17 protein-coding genes and 3 pseudogenes are annotated in these 19,368 nt (G+C 62.4%); 5 read left to right on the top strand and 15 right to left on the bottom strand.

Annotated elements, in window-relative coordinates; translation table 11 throughout:
- Positions 1 to 138: 138 nt before the first annotated feature.
- A complete protein-coding gene (locus OKW40_RS34020) occupies positions 139 to 471 on the top strand; it encodes a hypothetical protein (protein ID WP_184039654.1) in 333 nt (110 codons plus the stop codon).
- Between the two features lie 24 nt (positions 472 to 495).
- Here OKW40_RS34020 and OKW40_RS34015 read toward each other — a convergent pair.
- From OKW40_RS34015 to OKW40_RS33990, 6 genes and pseudogenes are all read right to left on the bottom strand, one after another.
- Positions 496 to 618, bottom strand: a pseudogene (locus tag OKW40_RS34015) (glycosyl hydrolase 53 family protein); the annotation flags it as partial.
- A gap of 37 nt (positions 619 to 655) precedes the next feature.
- Positions 656 to 2,620: a beta-galactosidase gene (locus tag OKW40_RS34010; RefSeq protein WP_429493499.1), complete on the bottom strand. Its 1,965-nt coding sequence runs from the start codon at positions 2,618 to 2,620 to the stop codon at positions 656 to 658.
- A 60-nt stretch (positions 2,621 to 2,680) separates the two neighbouring features.
- Positions 2,681 to 3,536 (bottom strand): annotated as a pseudogene (locus OKW40_RS34005) (carbohydrate ABC transporter permease).
- Positions 3,537 to 3,563: 27 nt separating this feature from the next.
- The gene (locus OKW40_RS34000; protein WP_429493498.1) at positions 3,564 to 4,469 is read right to left on the bottom strand and encodes a carbohydrate ABC transporter permease; all 906 of its coding nucleotides are present in this window, start codon (positions 4,467 to 4,469) and stop codon (positions 3,564 to 3,566) included.
- Positions 4,470 to 4,547: 78 nt separating this feature from the next.
- Complete coding sequence (locus OKW40_RS33995; RefSeq protein ID WP_429493983.1) at positions 4,548 to 5,747, bottom strand: ABC transporter substrate-binding protein; 1,200 nt, start codon at positions 5,745 to 5,747, stop codon at positions 4,548 to 4,550.
- A 171-nt stretch (positions 5,748 to 5,918) separates the two neighbouring features.
- Positions 5,919 to 7,058 carry an ABC transporter ATP-binding protein gene (locus tag OKW40_RS33990; protein ID WP_429493497.1) on the bottom strand — a complete coding sequence of 380 codons (1,140 nt, stop codon included), beginning with the start codon at positions 7,056 to 7,058 and terminating at the stop codon, positions 5,919 to 5,921.
- A gap of 204 nt (positions 7,059 to 7,262) precedes the next feature.
- Here OKW40_RS33990 and OKW40_RS33985 point away from each other — a divergent pair, with 204 nt between their 5' ends.
- Positions 7,263 to 8,279: a LacI family DNA-binding transcriptional regulator gene (locus OKW40_RS33985; protein ID WP_090809209.1), complete on the top strand. Its 1,017-nt coding sequence runs from the start codon at positions 7,263 to 7,265 to the stop codon at positions 8,277 to 8,279.
- A 4-nt stretch (positions 8,280 to 8,283) separates the two neighbouring features.
- Here the strand turns inward: OKW40_RS33985 and OKW40_RS33980 are convergent, their stop codons facing one another.
- From OKW40_RS33980 to OKW40_RS33970, 3 genes are read right to left on the bottom strand one after another with little or no spacing between them, the layout of a single operon-like run.
- On the bottom strand, positions 8,284 to 9,291 hold the full coding sequence (locus OKW40_RS33980) for a 4-hydroxythreonine-4-phosphate dehydrogenase PdxA (RefSeq protein ID WP_429493496.1): 1,008 nt from the start codon (positions 9,289 to 9,291) through the stop codon (positions 8,284 to 8,286).
- Between the two features lie 23 nt (positions 9,292 to 9,314).
- Positions 9,315 to 10,490: an L-rhamnonate dehydratase gene (locus tag OKW40_RS33975; RefSeq protein WP_090809205.1), complete on the bottom strand. Its 1,176-nt coding sequence runs from the start codon at positions 10,488 to 10,490 to the stop codon at positions 9,315 to 9,317.
- A gap of 31 nt (positions 10,491 to 10,521) precedes the next feature.
- Positions 10,522 to 11,862 carry an MFS transporter gene (locus OKW40_RS33970; protein ID WP_429493495.1) on the bottom strand — a complete coding sequence of 447 codons (1,341 nt, stop codon included), beginning with the start codon at positions 11,860 to 11,862 and terminating at the stop codon, positions 10,522 to 10,524.
- Between the two features lie 137 nt (positions 11,863 to 11,999).
- Between OKW40_RS33970 and OKW40_RS33965 the strand changes: the two genes are divergently transcribed.
- Entirely contained in the window at positions 12,000 to 12,935 is a 936-nt protein-coding gene (locus tag OKW40_RS33965; RefSeq protein ID WP_429352346.1) for a LysR family transcriptional regulator, read from the top strand.
- On the opposite strand, the gene OKW40_RS33960 is transcribed toward OKW40_RS33965, so the two are convergent.
- The gene (locus OKW40_RS33960) at positions 12,910 to 14,247 is read right to left on the bottom strand and encodes an MFS transporter (RefSeq protein WP_429493494.1); all 1,338 of its coding nucleotides are present in this window, start codon (positions 14,245 to 14,247) and stop codon (positions 12,910 to 12,912) included. The two genes, OKW40_RS33965 and OKW40_RS33960, sit on opposite strands and share 26 nt — an antisense overlap.
- Before the next feature lie 307 nt (positions 14,248 to 14,554).
- Here OKW40_RS33960 and OKW40_RS33955 point away from each other — a divergent pair, with 307 nt between their 5' ends.
- Positions 14,555 to 14,881, top strand: a complete 327-nt coding sequence (locus OKW40_RS33955) for a hypothetical protein (RefSeq protein ID WP_429493493.1) — start codon at positions 14,555 to 14,557, stop codon at positions 14,879 to 14,881.
- A gap of 80 nt (positions 14,882 to 14,961) precedes the next feature.
- Positions 14,962 to 15,141, top strand: a pseudogene (locus OKW40_RS33950) (LysR family transcriptional regulator); the annotation flags it as partial.
- 20 nt (positions 15,142 to 15,161) lie between these two features.
- Here the strand turns inward: OKW40_RS33950 and OKW40_RS33945 are convergent.
- From OKW40_RS33945 to OKW40_RS33925, 5 genes are all read right to left on the bottom strand, one after another.
- Positions 15,162 to 15,572, bottom strand: a complete 411-nt coding sequence (locus OKW40_RS33945) for a hypothetical protein (RefSeq protein WP_184067498.1) — start codon at positions 15,570 to 15,572, stop codon at positions 15,162 to 15,164.
- A 208-nt stretch (positions 15,573 to 15,780) separates the two neighbouring features.
- The gene (locus tag OKW40_RS33940) at positions 15,781 to 16,182 is read right to left on the bottom strand and encodes a hypothetical protein (protein WP_184067495.1); all 402 of its coding nucleotides are present in this window, start codon (positions 16,180 to 16,182) and stop codon (positions 15,781 to 15,783) included.
- Positions 16,183 to 16,511: 329 nt separating this feature from the next.
- On the bottom strand, positions 16,512 to 16,847 hold the full coding sequence (locus tag OKW40_RS33935) for a hypothetical protein (protein ID WP_184064884.1): 336 nt from the start codon (positions 16,845 to 16,847) through the stop codon (positions 16,512 to 16,514).
- Positions 16,848 to 16,883: 36 nt separating this feature from the next.
- Positions 16,884 to 17,870 (bottom strand): sugar-transfer associated ATP-grasp domain-containing protein, encoded by a 987-nt coding sequence (locus OKW40_RS33930; protein ID WP_429352350.1) that lies wholly within the window; start codon positions 17,868 to 17,870, stop codon positions 16,884 to 16,886.
- Positions 17,871 to 17,971: 101 nt separating this feature from the next.
- The gene (locus OKW40_RS33925) at positions 17,972 to 19,354 is read right to left on the bottom strand and encodes an undecaprenyl-phosphate glucose phosphotransferase (protein ID WP_184067486.1); all 1,383 of its coding nucleotides are present in this window, start codon (positions 19,352 to 19,354) and stop codon (positions 17,972 to 17,974) included.
- Positions 19,355 to 19,368: the final 14 nt, after the last annotated feature.

The following is a 19,368-nucleotide window of genomic DNA, read 5'->3' as shown; positions in this document are numbered from 1 at the left end:
CGGCATTGCGATCCACGGCGGCGAAAAGCGCCCCGGCCTACTTCCCGATACACTACGCAACAATTTTTCCGCGCGCGGCCAGGCGCGGCGATCACCGCCGCTGCCGCGCCGCCGCCGTCTCATGTCAGGACTCCAGTAATGAAACGCGTAGTCGTATCCGCGCTCGTCGCGCTGTGCATCGCGCAGCCGGCCGCTCAGGCCGTCGCGCAGACCGTCAGCGATCAATGTTTCGCGCTCGGCGATATCGCCGGCCAGGTCGCGTCGTGGCGCGCACACAAAAAGACCAAAGCTCAGGCGCTCGAGCAGGCCGCCCACTACTACAAAGACCCGTCCGACCGCGCGGCCGTCGACGCGATCATCGAAAAGATCTACAGCCCCGACGCGCCACACATGACGCCCGATCAGGCGAGCATGGCGATCACGTCGGAGTGCGTGAACCAGCACAAGGGGCAGGCATCGCCGGCACAGTGATGCCGGCGTGTCACCCGCGATGCGCTAGCGCCGCCGGAACGCATCCAGCGACGACAGTGCGTTGCCGTGGAAATCGAACAGCGTGTTGTTGTCCCACTGGTCGCCGGCGCCGACTTTCCACCCGACGTTCGGCGTCGGAATCCACTCGGTTGACTTCCTGCCGTGACGTGACAACCACACCACGTCACGCGTCTTTCCACGCGCAGACGTCGCCGGTATTCAGGCGCGGCTCGCCGAGCACGAACGTCGCATTGCGCGGTGCTGGCGCCTGCACCGGTTGCGCGCCGAAATTGAATGCGAAGGTCAAGCCGCCGCGGCGGCGCAGCCTCAGTCCATCGGCGAGTATCTGCGTATCGAGGCCCGCATCGCGCGCCGCCTGCCGCAACAGCGTGCGATGCAGTTCATGCGACAGCCAGCCGGCCACATAGCGCACGTTGCCGTGCGTCAGCAGCGCGGGCCAGGCATCGTCGAAGCGCGCGGCAATGCGTGTCTCGCCATTGGCGCGCACATGCTCGCGCCAGTGCAGCGCGTAACCCTCGGTGCCGTCGATCGACAGCGCGGGCGCCAGCGTCGAGCGCAGCGTTTCGACTTCGAGCACCTGGATCGGCAGCGCGCGCTGCAACGCGCCGGGCGGCAGATTGCCGGGAATCGCGAACGCGTCGGTTTTCGAGCCGCTGCGCGGGCCGAACACCCATTGCGCGTTCGAACGCGCGATCTGCTCGACGAGCGCGGCGTCGATCACCGCGAGACTCGGCAACACGACTAGCTGGTAGCGCGAAAGATCTGCCCGGCTCGACACGATATCGACATCGAGCCCGAGTTCGCGCAGCGACTCGTAGTAGTCGAACGCGAGCGTCTGGTAGTCGAAGCCCTTGCCGTGACGCTGGATTTCGAACATCCACTGCGTCTCGTAGTCGAATACCAGCGCGGTGGCCGCGCGCGCGGGCGCGGCGAGCGTCGACAGCGCCGTACTGCCCGCGATCTCACGCGCGGCCCGTTGCACCTCGAGACCGCCCGGCGACAGTTCGTCGTTCGGCAGATTGAGCCCGGAATGCATCTGCTCCTGCGCATACGGGCACTGACGCCAACGGAAATACGACACCAGCTCCGCGCCATGCGCGAACGCCTCGTACGCCCATAGCCGCACCATGCCCGGCGCCGGAATCGGATTGCACGACGCCCAGTTCACCGGACCGGCCTGCTGCTCCATCACCCAGAAGCGCCCGCCGCCAATGCCCCGGTAGCGGTCGTGATCGAACGCGGACACGTCGGGATGTCCGGTACGCGCGAAGCGCGCCTTCTGCTCCTGCGGCAACGCGATCGACTCAGTGCGCGCAATCGGATAGCTGTCCCATGCGGCGACGTCGATCGCGTTGTCGGCGGCGAAGCGATAGTGATCGAAGGTCGTGAAAAAGCCCATGAAGTTGTGCAGCAGATCCGCGTTCGGCGCATGCTCGCGCAACACCTCGATCTGCTCGCGATGGAAGCTCGCCACCTCGTCGGACATGAAGCGGCGGAAGTCGAGCAGATGGATCGGATTAGCGTCGGTGGGTGTCAGCGTCGGCAGCCCGATCGCGTCGAACGACGGGTACTCCATGCTCCAGAACACATTGCCCCACGCGTCGTTCAACGCGCCGATCGTTGCGTAGCGCCGCTGCAGCCACGCGTGAAAGCGCTGCAACGCCGCGGCCGAATAGCTCGGCACCGTGTCGTGGCAGCCGAGTTCGTTATCGGTCTGCCATGCGACGATCGACGGATGCCGGCCATAGCGCATCGCCATCGCGGTGACGATGCGCACGCATTCGCGCCGGTACGTGTCGCTCGAAATATCGTAGTGACGCCGCGAGCCGAAATTCCAGAGCGCGCCGTCCGCGCGCACCGGCAACACGTCCGGGTGGGCGTCGACGAGCCACTTCGGCGGCGACGCGCTCGGCGTGCCGAGCACGAGTTTCAAGCCCGCTTTCGCGAGCGTTTCGACGGCTTCGTCGAGCCATTGCCAGTCAAATTCGCCGGCGCGCGGCTCCATACGGCTCCACGCGAATTCAGCGATCCGCACATGCGTGATGCCGAGTTCGACCATACGTTGCGCGTCGTCGGCCCACATCGCGCGCGGCCATTGTTCCGGGTAGTAGCAGACACCAAGTTGCATGTGAAAGTCTCGTGGTGAGTTGACGTCGAGCCGTCGTTTCAATCGTGTTTCAAGCGCCCTTTATCCCTTGCTCGCCCCGAAGGTCAGTCCGGCGACGAAGTGCCTTTGCATGCCGAAGAACATCAGCACCGAAGGCAACGCGGCCAGCACCGAGCCCGCCGCGACGAGGTTCCACGCGGTCGTCCACTGCCCTTTCAGCGCGGCGACGCCCACCGTGATCGGCGCGGCGTCGTCGCCTTGCGTGAGGCACAGCGCCCAGAAGTAGTCGTTCCACACGAACGTGAACACGAGGATCGCGAGCGCGGCGAGCGCGGGGCGGATCAGCGGCAGCACGATGCGCAGATAGATCGTCCACTCGCCCGCGCCTTCGACGCGCGCGGCCTCGATCATCTCGAATAAACGGCAGTTGCTTGATGAAGTTGCGCAGAAACAAGGTGCAGAAGCCGGTCTGAAACGACACATGAAAGATCACCAGCGCCCACACGGTGTTGAACAGGCCGAACTTCAGCGCCATGTCGCGCACTGGAATCATCAGGATCTGGATCGGCACGAAATTGCCGGCGACGAACGCGAACAGCACGGCCGTGTTGCCCGGAAAGCGATACGTCGCCAATGCGAAGCCCGCCATCGACGCGAGCACGATCGCGCCGATCACCGACGGCACCGTGATCAGCACGCTATTGGCGAAGTAATGCAGCATCGGCGTTTGCGTGAGCGCGGTGCCGTAGTTCTCGAGCAACGCGAAGTGTTTCGGCCACGTCCAGTAGTCGCCTTGCGACAATTCATCCGTCGAACGGATCGAGGTCAGCAGCACGGCGAGCATCGGCAGCAGCCAGATAAACAGCGCCAGCGGCAGCGAGGCCTTGTAAAGCGTGCGATTCAGCGGTTTCCAGCGTTCGACGGGAAGCGGATACATGACCGGGTACTCCTGAGGTTCAGAGAATCAGCGTTCCTCGCGCAACATGCGGCGCAGATGGAACACGATATAGACGAGCATGATCGCGAACAGCACGACCGCAATCGCGGCGGAATAGCCTTCGCGGTAGTACTTGATCGCCTGGTCGTACATGAAATAGGCGAGCACGGTGGAACTGTCGAACGGACCGCCGCCACTCATCACCGCGATCAGATCGAAGCTGCGCAATGCGCCGATCACGGTCAGCACCACCGCCATGAAGGTGGCGGGCCGCAATTGCGGCAGGATCACGTGCCACAGCAGTCGCAGCCCCTGCGCGCCTTCCATGCGCGCGGCCTCGACCACTTCGGGATTGATACCGGTGAGCCCGGTCAGATACAGAATCATGCAGAACGGCGCCTGCGGCCACAGCGCGGCGAAGATGATGCCGAGCGTGACCGTATGCGGATCGCCGAGCACCGGAATGCCACGGCCGACGATCAGCCGCAGCAGCCCGAACGTCGGATCGTAGAACCAGCTGAATACGAGGCCGACCACGACGCCCGACAGCACGAACGGCGCGAAAAACAGCGACTTCACGACGCGCATGCCGCGCACCTGCTGGTTCAGATACAGCGCGAACAGCAGACCGAGAGGCGGCGCGAGCAGAAACAGCGCGAGCCAGATCAGGTTGTTCTTCAGCGCCGTATAGAACGTATCGGACTGAAACAGCTCGACGTAGTTGGCGAGACCGGCGAAGGTCTTCGGCGTCATGCCGTCCCAGTGGTAGAAGCTCAGCGAAATGCTGCTGATGATCGGATAGATCACGCACAGCGCGAACAATGCGCAGCCCGGCAGCAGAAAGAAAAACGCGGCGCGATGCTGATGACGGCGCGTCGTCGAGACGCGACGGTGCCGCGCCGCGGGCAGGCGGCGCGCTGCGGTATGTGACATGGAACGGCCTCGTCGGAAATCGAAGGCGGAATGGGGGCCCGGAAGCCGGCCGCGATCGAGCGGCCGGCGCGGCGGGACTTACTTCTGGTAGATGCGCTTGCGCGTCGCTTCGAGATGAGCGAGCACGCTGTCGAGTTGCGACGGATCGCTGTAGAACTGCTGCATGGCCTTCATGCCTTCGTCGGCCATTTCCTTCTGCATATCGCGATCGTAGAACTGCGCGATGCCGCCCTTCGTGTTCGCGAGCGTCTGGAAGCCGACCTTCGAGATCGCATCCTCAGGCGGCGCCGCCTGGCTGTTCGACGGCAACTGTCCCCAGCCCTTCGCGAGTTCGGCGTTGATCTTCGGCGTCTCCATGAACGCGAGCAGCTTGCGCGCGTCGGCCTTGTTCTTGGCCTTCGCCGGAATCAGCAGCACGTTGACGGGGCCGTCCTCGGCCATCGGCACGTTCGCGTCGAGCACCGGGAAGCGGAAGAAGCCGATCTGGTCCTTGATCGACGGCGGGAAGCTCGCCGAGAAGAACGTGCCCATCAGCATCATCGCGGCTTTGCCGTTGTTGAGGATCGGGCCGATCGAATCGACGTCGTACGACAGCGCATTGTCGATAAAGTCGTGATTGTCGAGCAGTGTCTTCCACGTCGTGTAGACCTTCTTCACGCGCGGATCGGTGTACGGAATTTCGCCGGCCATCAGCTTCTGATGGAACTCGTTGCCATTGATGCGCAGATCGAGATAGTCGAACCAGGCGGCCAGCGTCCAGCTGTCGCGTGCAGCCACCGCGATCGGCGCGACGCCGATCGCCTTCAGCTTCTTGTTGGCGTCGAGCAGTTCGTCCCACGTTTTCGGCTCGCTCCTGATGCCGGCCTTCTCGAACAGATCCTTGCGATAGAAGAAGCCGTACGCGTCATAGCCGAGCGGTGCCGCATACTGCTTGCCCTTGTACGTCGACGCGTCCTTGACCGACGCATACTGCTGCGACCAGCCGTTTTTCGCCCAGTCCGAGCTCAGATCTTCGAGCAGACCACGTTGCGCGTAATAGGCCATCCGCTCGCCGTCGTGCCACGAGACGACGTCGGGTGGATCGGTGGCGAGCCAGCCGCCCATCTGCACCTTGTAGGCTTCCTCGGTCACGTAGGTGATTTTCAGGTCGATGTCGGGATTGGCTTTCTTGAACTGGTCGAACGCATCCTGCCAGGTCGAGCGCTGATTACCGCGCGCCGATACGTTGACGTTCAGCGTGGCCGCGTCGACCGCGGCGCTGCCGAGCGCGCCGGCCATCACGGCGGCGGCGATCGACACCTGTGCGAAACGGCGAAGGCGAAGAGCAATCATCTATGTCTCCTTGTCTACCTTGTTGACCGGCTACGCAGCGTGGCCGGCGATGTAACCCGCTCTATGGCGGAATTCAGTCTGACGAACCGTTCAAGCAGGTCCGCCGTCGACGATCGTTCAGGCGGCCGCGCGTTCCGGCTCGAACGTGCTACGCCGCAGCGCGAGTCCCTGTTCGTCGAACAGATGACAGGCAGCGGGCGGAACATGGACGCGGATGCGCTCGCCCGCGCCGAGCGGCGTATCGCCGGGCGCTTTCGCGATCAGCGTGCCTCCCGCGTGGTCCGCGTGGATATAGCTGTGCTCGCCGAGCCGTTCCGATAGCACGGTCGCGCACTGAATGAACTGTTCGTCGCCATCGAGCCGCAGATGCTCGGGGCGCACGCCGAGCGTGACGCGCTGGCCGCGTTGCAGCCGTTTACCGTCGACGTGCGCGAGCAGCTTTTCCGCGCCGGCCACGAGCGCCACCGTCACACGCCCCGGTTCGATCGACTCGACGGTCGCATCGACGAAGTTCATACGCGGCGAGCCGATAAAGCCCGCGACGAAGCGCGACTTCGGGTGGTGATACAGCTCGAGTGGCGCACCGCTCTGCGCGATGCTGCCGAAGCGCTCGGCATCCGCGCCCGCATGCAGCAGCACGATGCGATCGGCAAGCGTCATCGCTTCGACCTGATCGTGCGTGACGTACACGACGCTCGCATTCGCGAAGCGCTGATGCAGACGCGCGATCTCGACGCGCGTCTGGCCGCGCAGCGCGGCATCGAGATTCGATAGCGGCTCGTCGAACAGAAACACGCCCGGCTCGCGCACGATCGCGCGGCCGATCGCGACGCGCTGCCGCTGGCCGCCCGACAGCGCTTTCGGATGTCGTTCGAGCAAGCTTTCCAGTTGCAGAATCCGCGCGGCTTCGCGCACCTTGCGCTCGATCACGTCCTTCGGCTGCTTCGCGAGCTTCAATCCGAACGCCATGTTGTCGAACACGGTCATATGCGGAAATAGCGCGTAGCTTTGGAACACCATCGCGACGCCGCGCTCGGCGGCCGGCACGTCGTTGACGAGGCGGCCGCCGATATGCAGCTCGCCTTCGCTGAGGTCTTCGAGACCGGCGATCATCCGTAATAAGGTCGACTTGCCGCAGCCCGAGGGGCCGAGAAACACGCAGAATTCATGCTGCGCGATCTCGAGATTCACGCGCCGGATCACCGGCGGATGGTCGCCGTAGGCCTTTTGCACATCGCTCAAACGAATCGTCGCCATGCTGTCTCCGCCTTGATTTAACCGCTTAAATTTTGGCCGAAATAAAACGCCCCGGCCTTGTGCCGGCGGCATTTAATCGCTTAAATTCGAGTTCGACGGATAAAGTCATGGTGGGTGTCTCCGTTACGTTTTTGAGAAAGTTAGCAATGTCGCAGGCCGTTTGCAACATTTGAATTGACCTCCCTAAATATGGGATAACTCGATATGGTCACGTTGTCCGAAGTCGCGAAACGCGCGCAGGTTACCGCCGCCACGGTCTCCAACGTGCTGCGCAATCGCGAGAAAGTCCGCCCTGAAACGGCTGAGCGCGTGCTGCAGGCGATCGCCGAACTCGGCTACCGGCCGAACCTGAATGCGCGCGCGCTCGCCGAAGGCCGTTCGTCGACGCTCGCGCTCATGCTGTCGAACATCTCGAACCCGTTTTACCCGGAGTTCGTGCTCGCCGCCGAGCGCGCGGCGCGCAAGACCGGCCACTTCCTGATGGTCTGCAATACCGACGACGATGCCGAAATCGGCCGCGCATATCTGAACCAGATTGCCGGCACGCTCGCCGACGGCGTGCTCGTGATGAACACGGACATCACGATCAACGACCTGTGCGCGTCTGCGACGCATAGCGCGCCGATTCTGCTCGCCATGTGGGAGCACCCCGAGTCGCCGCCCGAGCTACCGTGCATCGCAGTCGACTTCGCGCGTGCCGGCGAGCTGGCCGCGGGGCATCTGCTCGGACTCGGCCATCGCGAGATCGGCTTGCTGATCGGCGACGGCTGCGGCGGTTTGCAGGACGCGCGCTCGAACGGCTTTCGCGCCGCGATGCGCATGGCCGGCATCGAAGCCGATGCGGCCGCCGTGCTGCAGATTCGCGACTCGATCGACGCCGGCTTCGCCGCCTGCATGGAACTGATGGCGAACCGCCCGCAACTGAGCGCGATCTTCGCGACCAACGACCTGCTCGCGATCGGCGCGATCCAGGCGTTGATCACGCTCGGCCGCTCGGTTCCCGACGACGTGTCGGTGATCGGCATCACCGACATTCAGCTCGCGCATCAGGTGCATCCGGCGCTGACCACGGTCGCGATTCAAACCGCGGCTGTCGCGGAGTTGTCGATCAAGAGCCTGATCCGTTTGATCCAGACGCCGGAGCGGCAGCCGTCGATGGTGCTCGGGCCACCGCCCGAGCTCGTGGTGCGCGCCTCGACCGGGCCGCGCAGGAAACGCTGACGCGTTAGGGCCTGTTCACGCGCTCGGTCGCCATCCGCGTGACGATGTCGAACGCCTTCTGCGTCGCGCCGACGTCGGCCTTGCCCTGGCCGTGGATGTCGAACGCGGTGCCGTGCGCGGGCGTCGCGATCGGAATTGGCAAGCCGCCGTGCACGGTTACGCCGCGCCAGAAACCCATCAGCTTCATCGCGATCTGGCCTTGATCGTGGTACATCGTGACGACGCCGTCGAAGGCCTTCTGGTCGCGCGCGCGCACGAAGATCGTGTCGGCGGGAAACGGTCCCTGCGCGTCGTAGCCGAGCTTGCGCGCGGCCTCGACGGCCGGCGCGATCACGTCGATCTCCTCGCGGCCGAACGCGCCGTTGTCGCCGTTGTGCGGATTGAAACCACATACCGCGATACGCGGCTGCGGATGGCCGGCTCGCTTCAGGCCTTCGTGAATCAGCCGCACCGCGCCGACGATGCGCTCCTCCGACAACTTCGCGCTGACGTCCTTCAACGCCATATGCGAGGTCACGCGCGAAGTCCATAGCTCGTCGAGCACGTTGAACTCGCAGAAGCTGCCCGTGTAGCCGAGCTGCTTCGCGAACCACTCCATCTCGTCGCCGGTTTCCATGCCGGCCAGATGCAGCGAGGTCTTGTTGACCGGCGCGAACAGCATGCCTTGGGTGACGTTGCTTCGCGTCAGCGCGAGCGCGTGCCTGAACGCGGCGAGACTATAGCGGCCGCCGTGTTCGGTCGCCACCGCACGCTCGAAAGCTTGATCGCCGGTCAGACGGAAATCGATCAGCGACGGCACACCGTCGCGTTGAAACGCGGCATGCGCATCTTCGACCACGTCGTAATCGAAGCGCTGCTGCGCGATCTTCATGCCGGTTTCGAGCTCGCGCCGCTCGCCGATGATCAGCACCTCCGCGCGCGCCCGGTTCGCCCGCTGCGCGAACAGACGCGCGATCAGCTCGGGACCGATACCGGCCGGGTCGCCAAGAAGGACTGCGATGCGTGGCTTCATGTGCTTTCCTCGGATCGGTCCACTCATTCGACGATGTTGAAGTCGGCAAGATACTTGTCGCTCAACTTGATGCCAAGACCCGGCACGTCGTCCGACAGTTGCAGATAGCCATTTTCCGGCTGCGGCTCGCCTTCGAAGATGTAGTAGAACAATTCGTTGCCAACTTCGACATCGAACACCGGGAAGAACTCCGACATCGGGCTCGCGGTGCTCGACATCGTCAGATGATAGTTGTGCATCTGTCCCGCATGCGGAATCACCGGCACCGACCACGCTTCGGCCATCGCGTTGATCTTGCGCGCCGCCGTGATCCCGCCCACGCGATTCGTGTCGTACTGGATCACGTCGATCGCGCGGCGTTCGAGCAGATCCTTGAAGCCATAGCTCGTGAACTCATGCTCGCCACCCGACACCGGCATCAGGTTCATCTTCTTCAACTCCTGATAGCCTTCGACGTCGTCGCCGATCACCGGCTCCTCGATCCAGCGTGGATTGAATTCGGCGAGGCGCGGCAGCATTCTGCGCGCGTATTCGAGCGTCCAGCCCATATAGCATTCGAGCATGATGTCGACTTCGTCGCCGACCAGTTCACGCAACAGACGCACCTGTTCGATGTTCTTCGCCATGCCTTTCGGGCCGTCTTTCGGACCGTAGCCGAAGCGCATCTTCATCGCGGTGAAGCCGCTGTCCAGATAGCTTTCCGCTTCGCCGAGGAAAGCGTCGCGATCATCGTTGTTGTAAAGCTTCGATGCATAGCACCAGATCTTTTCTTTCGTGCGCCCGCCGAGCAGCTTGAACACCGGCTTTTTCACGGCCTTGCCCATGATGTCCCACAGCGCGATATCGATCGCGGAGATCGCCGCCATGCCGATGCCTTTGCGGCCCCACGCGAGCGTGCGGCGATACATCTTCTGCCAGATGTATTCGTTGTCGAACGGGTCTTCGCCGATCGCGATCGGCGCGAGGTATTCGTCGATGATCTGCTTCGCGATGCGCGGCGCGAGCGCGCAATTGCCGATGCCCACGGTGCCGTCGTCGCATTCGACTTCGACGACGAGCCAGCCGTGAAAGCGGAACGACCCCATCGCATCGCCACGCTCGTACAGAATATCGACCGCGTTCGTGCAGAAATGCGCTTGCGGCGGCACGACTTTGCCTTTCCACTCGAAAACACGCGTTCGGATATGCTTGATTTTCATGTTCGACGATTTCCTTCAGAGAATCAGAGAGTCAGTGGCCCGGGCGTTCGCCGAGCGGGCCGCTGCGATGAGAGACGGAATGGGAGGCGGCAGGGGCGAAGCGGAATGTCAGCAGCAGCAATGCGCCGATCAGTCCGACCACCGCGAGCGAGAACATACCCGCCTGCGAAGAGCCGGTCGCGCGCTCGGCCAGCCCTTTCAGATTCGGCGCGACGAAGCCGCCCAGATTGCCGATCGAATTGATCAACGCGATGCCGCCCGCGGCCGCGGCGCCGCCCAGGTAACCGGTGGGCAGCGTCCAGAACAATGGCTGCACGCAGACGAAACCGATGGCGGCGAAACAGAAGGCGGCAATCGCAAGCGTGACCGACGACGTCATCGCCGACGCGGCAATGCCGAACGCCGCGAGCGCGAGCATCGCCGCGGCCCAGACACGGTGATGACCGTGGCGGTCGGCGTAGCGCGTCACCCAGAACGTGCCGATGATCGCGGCGATCCACGGAATCGCTGTCAGCATTCCGACCTCGACGCCGACATGGCCGCCGCTTGCGAGCCCGGCGATGCGGGTTGGCAGATAGAACACGACGCCGTACACGCTCATCTGCACCGCGAAGTAGATCAGGCCGCAGAACAGTACGCGCGAATCGCGCAGCGCCGCGAGCACCGAAGCCGGACCATGCGCGAGCTTCTGGCGGTCTTCCTGGCGCAACGCGTGATCGAGCGCGTCACGCTCTTCGGCATCGAGCCAGTGCGCCTGCACGGGCCGGTCGGTCAGATAGAAGTAAGCGACGACACCCACCACCGACGCCGCCAGCCCCTCGACGACGAACAGCCATTGCCACGCATGCATGCCGAACGGATTGCCCGCATCGAGCAGCAGACCCGAGATCGGGCTGCCGAGCAGGAGCGCGAGCGGGAAGCCGAAATAGAACATGCCCATCGTCTGCGAGCGCGTTTTGGCGGGAAACCAGTTCGACAGGAACAGGATGATGCCGGGAAAGAAACCGGCTTCGGCGATGCCGAGCAGCGTGCGCAGCACATAGAAGCTCGTGGCGCTGTCGACGAAGGCGGTGCACGCGGACACGATGCCCCACGTGACCATGATGCGGCTCATCCAGATGCGCGCGCCGAAGCGGTACATCAGCAGGTTGCTCGGTACTTCGAACACCGCATAGCCGACGAAGAAAATGCCGGCGCCGAACGCGAACGCCGCGTCGCTCAAGCCCGTGTCGGCCTGCAGCACGTTCTTCGCGAAGCCGACGTTCGCGCGGTCGATGAACGCGAGTACGTACATCAGGATCAGAAAAGGCAGCAGCCTCGTGCGCGCTTTGGTAATCGCGCTGTCGAGCGCGGGGCTCGCGGTCATCGTCATGCGTCGTCTCCGGTTTTGTCTTGTCAACGCGAACGGCGTTGCGATTGGCCGTCCTGCGATAACCGCTAGTGTGCGAAACTATCCGATAACTGACCACTGAATAATTCGAATCGGCCGATTCGCTAAAGTTATCGCTCATGATCCCGCCCGCCTCCACCATTCGCAAACGCTTGCGCCTGCGTCATCTGCAACTGATGGTCGCGCTGTCGGAAACGGAATCGCTGCGGCGTGCCGCCGACGATCTCGCGATGACCCAGCCCGCCGCGACCAAGGCCTTGCAGGAACTGGAGGACACGCTCGGCGTATCGCTGTTCGTGCGCCATGCGCGCGGCATGGAGCCGACGATCTTCGGCGAGGCCGTGATGCGCTATGCGCGCGTCGTGTTCCAGGATCTCGACGAACTGCGCGAGGAGTTGGCCGGCATCGAGGCCGGCGACATCGGCAAGGTGCGCATCGGCGCGGTGATGGCGCCGTCGCCCGAATTGCTGACGCACACGATCGTCAAGCTGAAGGAAGCGCACCCGCGCCTGCAGATGGCGGTCACGATCGACACCAGCGACGTGCTCGTGCAGTCGCTGCAACAGGATCAGCTCGATATCATGATTGGCCGGATTCCCGATGGTTTTCCGGCGCTCGATCTGAGCTTCGAGACGTTGGCGGAAGAAGCGCTGTCGATCGTCGTGCGGCCCGATCATCCGGCCGTGAAAACAGGCAAGCAAACGGGCACGCGGCCGAAGCTCACGGACCTCGCGCGCTATCCGTGGATCATCCAGCCGCATCCGAGCCCGATGCGCCAGGTCATCGATCAAACGTTTCGCGAGTCGCGCGTTGCGCCGCCGGTGAGCACGGTCGAGACGTCGTCGATTCTGACCACGCTGTCGTTGCTGCGCGACTCGGACATGCTCGCCGTGCTGCCGAGTTCGGTCGCGCAGTACTACGTCGCGCTCGATGCGATCGCCGCGATCGCGACGCCGCTACGCGGCCGGCTCGCACCGTATGGGCTGATTCTGCGCAGAAACCGGCGCATCACGCCGGCGATGCAACTGGTCATCGATTCGATTCGCGCGGCGTGAGGTTTTCTGCGAAGCGCAATTCGACGCCCGCATTGATGTCCGCGAGATCCGGGTGAGCGCGAGCCGCGTCGAGCGGAATATCCGGCCGCATGAAGAAGGTCGCGACGATGCCGAGCGCGAGCAGTCCGAGCGAGCCCGCGAACGGCAGCGTCCAGCTACCCGTGCGGTCCACGATCAGGCCGAACACGATCGGCGTGAAAATCCCCGCAACCGCCGAGCCCGCATTCACGAGCCCGCTCGCGACACCGACGTGCCGCGGGCAGATGTCCATCGGCACGGCCCAGATCGGCCCGATCGTCATTTCGAGGAAGAAGAACGACAGGCTCATGCACGCTGCCATGACCGGCAGCGACTTCACGACCATCACCGGCGCGAGGAACACCAAAGCGCCGAGAAACGCGCAGATGATCACGTTGCGGCGCGCCGCGACGACGTTGCGCGTACGCTTCAACACGCGGTCGCTGAGCACGCCGCCCGCGGTATTGCCGACCACGCCGGACAGAAACACGCCTGCGGAGAACATCGCCGAGCTTTTCAGATCGAGGCCGCGACCGTGCATGAAGAACGTGGGCAGCCAGGTGAAGAACAGCCAGCCGGTCCAGCCGTAACAGAAGTAGACGAGCATCGTTGGTGCGATGCGTTTGAGCAGACGCCGCCACGGCGTGGGCTCGCGAGTCGCTTCGACCGCGAATTGACGGACCGGCGGCAATTGCGTTTCCTGCTCCGCGGTCATATGGCGATGCTTGCGCGGGTCGTCGGTGAAATACCATGCGTAGACCACGACCCACACGAACGTCAGCGCGCCGACCGCGAGAAACGACACCCGCCACGACGAATACGCGACCAGCAGCGCGATCAGCGGCGGCGTGATCGCATTGCCGAGCCGCGAGAACGAATGCGTGAGGCCTTGCACGAAGCCGCGCCGGTTCGAGGGGAACCAGTTGGTCAGCGCCCGCGCCTGCGCGGGCAGCGCCGCGCCTTCGCCGATGCCGAGCAGCAGCCGCGCGCCGAACAGCGACGCGAGCCCGCCCGCGAGACCGGTCGCGACCGTCGCGACGATCCAGATGCTTGCGCAGGTCACGAGCGTGAGCTTCGCGCCGAAGCGGTCGCTGACCCAGCCGCCGATCACCTGGCACAGCGCGTACGTGTATGCGAACGCGGCGAACACGAGGCCGACGTTGGTATTGCTCAGATGCAGATCGTCGCGGATCAGCCCGGCCGCCGCCGACAGGTTGACGCGATCGAGATACAAGATGAACGACATCGCGCACATGAGTGCGAGAACCGCCCGGCTGACCTTGGGTCGCAGCATCGTCTCCTCCGGATTGTCGCGTGAGCCCGCGCCGATGCTCCGACGTTGGCGTCCGCTATGGCCTGTTTTGTGCGCACATTATCAGAAGCCGGGTGATAGTTGACCAATGAATTGTTTGGATACAGCGATCACTGGGGGTTATCGCTTTCATCCTTCGCCCATAGCCGAGCGTTGACTGTCAGGTATAGATTGGGGCTCCATGCGACCGACCCGCAGTACGGCGCAAAACTGATCAGCATCATTCGCTCACGCCATCTCGATCAATATGACGTCCGGTAGAACAGACAAAACCTTGAGGACACGATTGGTGACCTTCGCTCCGCTTCTCGCCAGCGTGCACGCAATGGCATCGGGGCAGACGACCGCCACAGCGGATCAGGCAGCGGACCGGGCAGCGAAAGTTACCCAGAGCCACCATCTATCCTCCAACCGCACCCAATGCCTGATGTTCCACGTATCCGATCAGAAGCGCTATTTCATCGTCGGGGTTCATGAGAAACACACCCCCGAATGCGGTGGCGATCCGGCTACCGCGCCGGTGCTGTTCTTCCTGAAGATACGCAAGCGAGATGGCTACGTCGTCACCAATCATCGTGACGGGGATCATTTCGCGCCGCTCCCGCCGAAACAATGATGCCGGACCCGCCACCACCACGGCGGGTTCCGCCTCTGTTGCCTCGCACCCCGCACTGGTTGTGCTCGCTCTTGCCCAGCATGAACCTCGGGGCTCTACAGTGCTTCGTCATTCTCGCGGAGGTACTCAACTTCAGCCGCGCCCCGAAGCGGCTGCATACCGCGAATCCCGCGCTGAGCCAGCAGATCCGCTCGCTCGACGAACTGCTCGGCACGCGGCGGCGTCGACCGCACGCGGCGGATCGACTCAATCACAACTTAACGCACATTGGATGTAAGCGCTATTGACCCGTACAACACTTGTTAGGACAATCGGGCTCAAACGATATTTCAACACGCCGGCCGTTTTCGACATCGTTCTTCGAATAGACGCGCGAACTGGTCTTTACCGTTCCACGCAAGAAGCCAAATTGATCCAGCACCGCTTTACCCGCTATCAGGCGAGCTTGGGCCAATTGGGTTGCGTTCTGTTCGCGTTCCTCAGCATGCCCACTTACTAGCGTTGTTTCCTTGGTTTTGTGATTCGCATATGTAATCTTTTGATCGACTACCCAGTTAGCAAGCCTTAAAACCTCATCAACGGAGATAACGGCACTATTTGGTGGAAAGTAGATATCGAAATTCTCGCCAGGCATACATGCAAAAACATGTCCCGATATCAGAGCCGAAATGATGACGTAAAGTTTACGCATTGTAGATAACGTATCCGGCGATGCTGTCAGCGTTATCGATTGCCTGTTCGGGATTCGTTCCTCCCCACGAAAGGCACTCGTTCATGAAGAGCACCAGTGTGTACCTCGAACCATTCTTCATTTTCGTCGGTCTTGAACCCGTATTTATTCCGATCATCAAAATCATTCATCCCTGATTGCCTCCGCAATATAAAACCTCAAGCTCGATTCAAAAATGGTCGCGATACGCTCGGTTTGCCCCTTGCGCATTCGTAGTTCCCGTTTTCACCCGCTCACCGTCAAGAATGATCCGGTAACGCACATTAGCGAGCGGTTTGCCGTCGCGATCTTTGAGCGCGTATTGCTCGTCGTGAGTGAAACGCTTCGACGCTGGCTCTGGCGCTGCCTTGCGTCCGCGGCAATCGCACGCCCATGCGTAACCGAGGGCTTCGGCCATATCGTAACCGTTTGAATACGACCGAAGCCTATCCAGCCGAAACCATTCGCCGGTTTCGACGTTCAGAGCCATGGCGGACGGCATTGGCGGGAAGTTTGAATATATTGAATATGTCACGCGGCAAAGCTGGCATTCTTCCTTGCCCCCGGCGTCTTCCTGTTTCTGTTGCTCCATTTGACCTCTGCTGGTTTTCCAGAACACACCCGACGAATTAACCATCTAAAACGAATCACAGTCAATGACTTTAATCTGAGATAAAACCGTTTTTACAGATACTCACAATCGTTGCGGGTATCTGATTTTCGGGTCCATCTTTCCGGTATCGCCGTTCAACAAGATAAGACGGCCTTGAGCCGCCTTCTCCGTCAGTGATCGACGCCGGTCAGTGCCAGCGAGAACCGCTGCCGCGCCCGCCGGTGTCAGTCGTCGGTTGGGAAGCCTCTCGGCTGATCTGATCGAGGACGTGCCACTGCCCGCATAACGCGGTTTGCCATAGCCGCGCTTCACGCATCGTCCTTCCCCGTGCGCGCGACGCTCAGCAGTTCTCTAACGCGTCGCGCGAGATTCGACAACGCGCCGCCGGACCGCGCGACGGCCTGCTGTCTGTGTGGCATACGTTGCAGATCGTGCCAGTCGTCATCGAGCGCTCTTGCGTGAGCGTCGGCGCCATACGGCCATTCGACCACCACCGCGCGCAAGCGGGCGGCGCGCGAGCTTCTGTCGGCGCGATCGATATACGCATTGATCTGCGACGCCTCGTACCGCGCCGATTCCTCCGAATCCACGGCAATGAAGTCGTTCAGTCCTTCGATATGGACGCACCATAACTGTTCGCTCACGTCGCGTCTCCTACTACGTTTTTTTGGCCTGCCCGATCAGCCCAGTGACAGCCGTGCAAACTCAGGTTCGGCCCTCAGCCGTTCCCAGTTCAGATCAGCGAAGCACGGGCCTTGCGTCGCCTCGCTGAATTTGACGTCGTTGTGCTTGCCGTTCCACTCCATCACCTTGACCTGGCCGTTCGCGTCGACCGCGAGATCCCAGCCGATGCAGCGCGCAAACGGAATCTTCCTGTGCAGGCGTAGCACGGTGGCCACGCATTTCTCGAAACATGGGATCTTCAGGCCCGCAAAGCGCGCGCCCGAGTCTGGATGCGCGTCCACCGCGGCCCAGTCGCTCATATACCCCTCGTCGCACAGTTCGCCCGTTTCGAGTTCGACCGGCACGCATATCTCGCGATCGCTCAGCACATGCGTATCGTCCGCTCTGCCGAGTCGCAAGTAGCAGGCCCGAATGGAAATGCGACCGGCCTCGTCCACCACGGTCGTGAAGCGCAATGTCGCCACCGGCTTCGCAGCAAACGTAGCGAACAGACTGTGCTGGTTGATGAACGTCTGAATCACGCCATTGCCGAGCGACCTGATGACCGCGGGGTCGAAGTTGGCACGGTCGAAGAAGTAGACACCGTTGCCCTGTCCGGAACCGTCGAGCTTGAATACGACGCGTTCGGTATGCTCGAACACGACGTCTGTCAGATCGCGCTCGGGCACCACGACGCCTTTGTCGGTAAAGAACAGCCCATTGGCAAAGTACGCGACGTCCGGCAATTCGTCGCCGTCGAAGATCAGCCGTGAAATCGGCTTGAGGCTCGAAATCTCGCCGTACCAGCCTTGCATATGCGGCACGACGACGATGCCGTAGTAGTTGTCCGGAATCCAGCCTTCCTTGAAGGTGCCGCAAAACGCGGTATAAACGCGCAGCCAGGGTGCGTAGACCGGGTCGCCGAACACGTCTCGCGCATAGGCGTCCGCGAGCCGCAGCTTGTTCGGATCGGTCTTGCCATACCTGCTTTCGAGTCGCTCCAATATTTTTCTCGCCTGCAATTCGTGATCGTGGTGAAAGCGGTAAAGCGAGACCCGCTTCGCAGATCGTCTTACTATATTTTCAACTCCGGATAGCATCATGCTCAGTACGCGTTTGGATGATGAAGCCCCTTGAAAATCGTGGCCAGAATGATCTTCATGTCGAGCCAGAACGACCAGTTGCGCAGGTAGTACAGATCGTGAGCGACGCGGCCCTCCATCTTTTCCAGGCGATCGGTTTCGCCGCGATAGCCGTTGATCTGCGCCCACCCGGTAATGCCGGGTTTGATCCGATAACGGTGGATATAGCCCGATACGATGTTCTGATAGAGATCGTCGTGTTCGAGCGCATGCGGGCGCGGCCCCACCACCGACATATCGCCGCGCAACACGTTGAAGAACTGCGGTAGTTCGTCGAGACTCGTGCGGCGCAGGAACGCGCCGACGGTCGTGATGCGTGGATCGTCGCGCGTGGCCTGTTCGAGAATGCCCGGCTTCTGCTCGTGCAGGCGCATCGTGCGGAACTTGTAGATCGTAAATACGCGGCCGTCGGCGCCTTTGCGACACTGCGTGAAGAACACCGGCCCGCGCGAACTCAGTTTGACGGCGATCGCGCAGCCCAGCAGTATCGGCGAGATCGCGATCAACGCGACGAGCGCGAACAGACGATCGAACAGGTCTTTTTGCACCAACGCCTTCGGCGGCAGCGGCGACGCGGCAAGATTGATCGTCGGCAAGCCGAGCAACTCGGTCATGCTGCCTTCGAACAGCGCAAGCGAGCGCACGTCGGGCATGAAGCGCACATTGATCAGGTCGTTGCGAAACTCCGCCACCAGCTTGAGAATCGCGCGCTCCTCGGTGAGCGGCAGCGCCAGCCACACTTCGCCGATCTGCTGTTCGCGCACGTAGCGAGCGAACGCACCCTGTTCTTCGAAGACCTGCACCGACGAGCGCGGCGGAATGCAGCAGCCGGGGTGCAGGTTATACAGCGCATTCGCGCGAAAGCCGGCCGCGGGCGACGTCTCGATCTTATGGATGATCTCGTCGCAATGTTCGCCGCACGCCGCCACCGCGACCTGCTGCAAGTTCATCCCCGCATGACGCATGCGCCCAAGCAACGCATGCGTGACCAGCCGGCCGGCCATCATTGCCGCGCCCGAAATGCCGGTCCAGTACACGAACCAGAGTCGCGACACGAAATCGATCCGGTGCAGCGAGAACATCAGCACCATCGCGCACGCCTGCACGACGAGCCAGCCGAGCGCCACCTGGCTCGCCAGCACTCTCTTCGAGCGGCCACGCCACGATTGGTAGACGCCGAGCGCCGGAAAGACCGCGAGAGCGAACGCCGCGGCAAAAGCGACGAAGGCGAAATAAAAGCTCCGTTGCGAGCCGCCGTCGAAGCGGATCTGGGAGGCCGCAAATGCCCCAGCCACGATCATCGCGACGTCGAACGCTCTCGCCAGTAGACCAGTCAGCAATCGCATCACAGCCCCCTCAT

Origin of the sequence: Paraburkholderia sp. RAU6.4a, assembly GCF_050435625.1 — a bacterium.
Lineage (GTDB): Bacteria > Pseudomonadota > Gammaproteobacteria > Burkholderiales > Burkholderiaceae > Paraburkholderia > Paraburkholderia tuberum.
Note: the sequence above shows the minus strand (reverse complement) of the source record. Positions and strands in the feature narration are given on the sequence as shown.

Excerpts from the sequence above, each read along its gene's own strand:
- OKW40_RS34020 (WP_184039654.1), top strand. The coding sequence starts at position 139 with ATGAAACGCGTAGTCGTATCCGCGCTCGTCGCGCTGTGCATCGCGCAG.
- OKW40_RS34010 (WP_429493499.1), bottom strand. The coding sequence starts at position 2,620 with ATGCAACTTGGTGTCTGCTACTACCCGGAACAATGGCCGCGCGCGATG.
- OKW40_RS34000 (WP_429493498.1), bottom strand. The coding sequence starts at position 4,469 with ATGTCACATACCGCAGCGCGCCGCCTGCCCGCGGCGCGGCACCGTCGC.
- OKW40_RS33995 (WP_429493983.1), bottom strand. The coding sequence starts at position 5,747 with ATGGCCGGCGCGCTCGGCAGCGCCGCGGTCGACGCGGCCACGCTGAAC.
- OKW40_RS33990 (WP_429493497.1), bottom strand. The coding sequence starts at position 7,058 with ATGGCGACGATTCGTTTGAGCGATGTGCAAAAGGCCTACGGCGACCAT.
- OKW40_RS33985 (WP_090809209.1), top strand. The coding sequence starts at position 7,263 with ATGGTCACGTTGTCCGAAGTCGCGAAACGCGCGCAGGTTACCGCCGCC.
- OKW40_RS33980 (WP_429493496.1), bottom strand. The coding sequence starts at position 9,291 with ATGAAGCCACGCATCGCAGTCCTTCTTGGCGACCCGGCCGGTATCGGT.
- OKW40_RS33975 (WP_090809205.1), bottom strand. The coding sequence starts at position 10,490 with ATGAAAATCAAGCATATCCGAACGCGTGTTTTCGAGTGGAAAGGCAAA.
- OKW40_RS33970 (WP_429493495.1), bottom strand. The coding sequence starts at position 11,862 with ATGACGATGACCGCGAGCCCCGCGCTCGACAGCGCGATTACCAAAGCG.
- OKW40_RS33965 (WP_429352346.1), top strand. The coding sequence starts at position 12,000 with ATGATCCCGCCCGCCTCCACCATTCGCAAACGCTTGCGCCTGCGTCAT.
- OKW40_RS33960 (WP_429493494.1), bottom strand. The coding sequence starts at position 14,247 with ATGCTGCGACCCAAGGTCAGCCGGGCGGTTCTCGCACTCATGTGCGCG.
- OKW40_RS33945 (WP_184067498.1), bottom strand. The coding sequence starts at position 15,572 with ATGCGTAAACTTTACGTCATCATTTCGGCTCTGATATCGGGACATGTT.
- OKW40_RS33940 (WP_184067495.1), bottom strand. The coding sequence starts at position 16,182 with ATGGAGCAACAGAAACAGGAAGACGCCGGGGGCAAGGAAGAATGCCAG.
- OKW40_RS33925 (WP_184067486.1), bottom strand. The coding sequence starts at position 19,354 with ATGCGATTGCTGACTGGTCTACTGGCGAGAGCGTTCGACGTCGCGATG.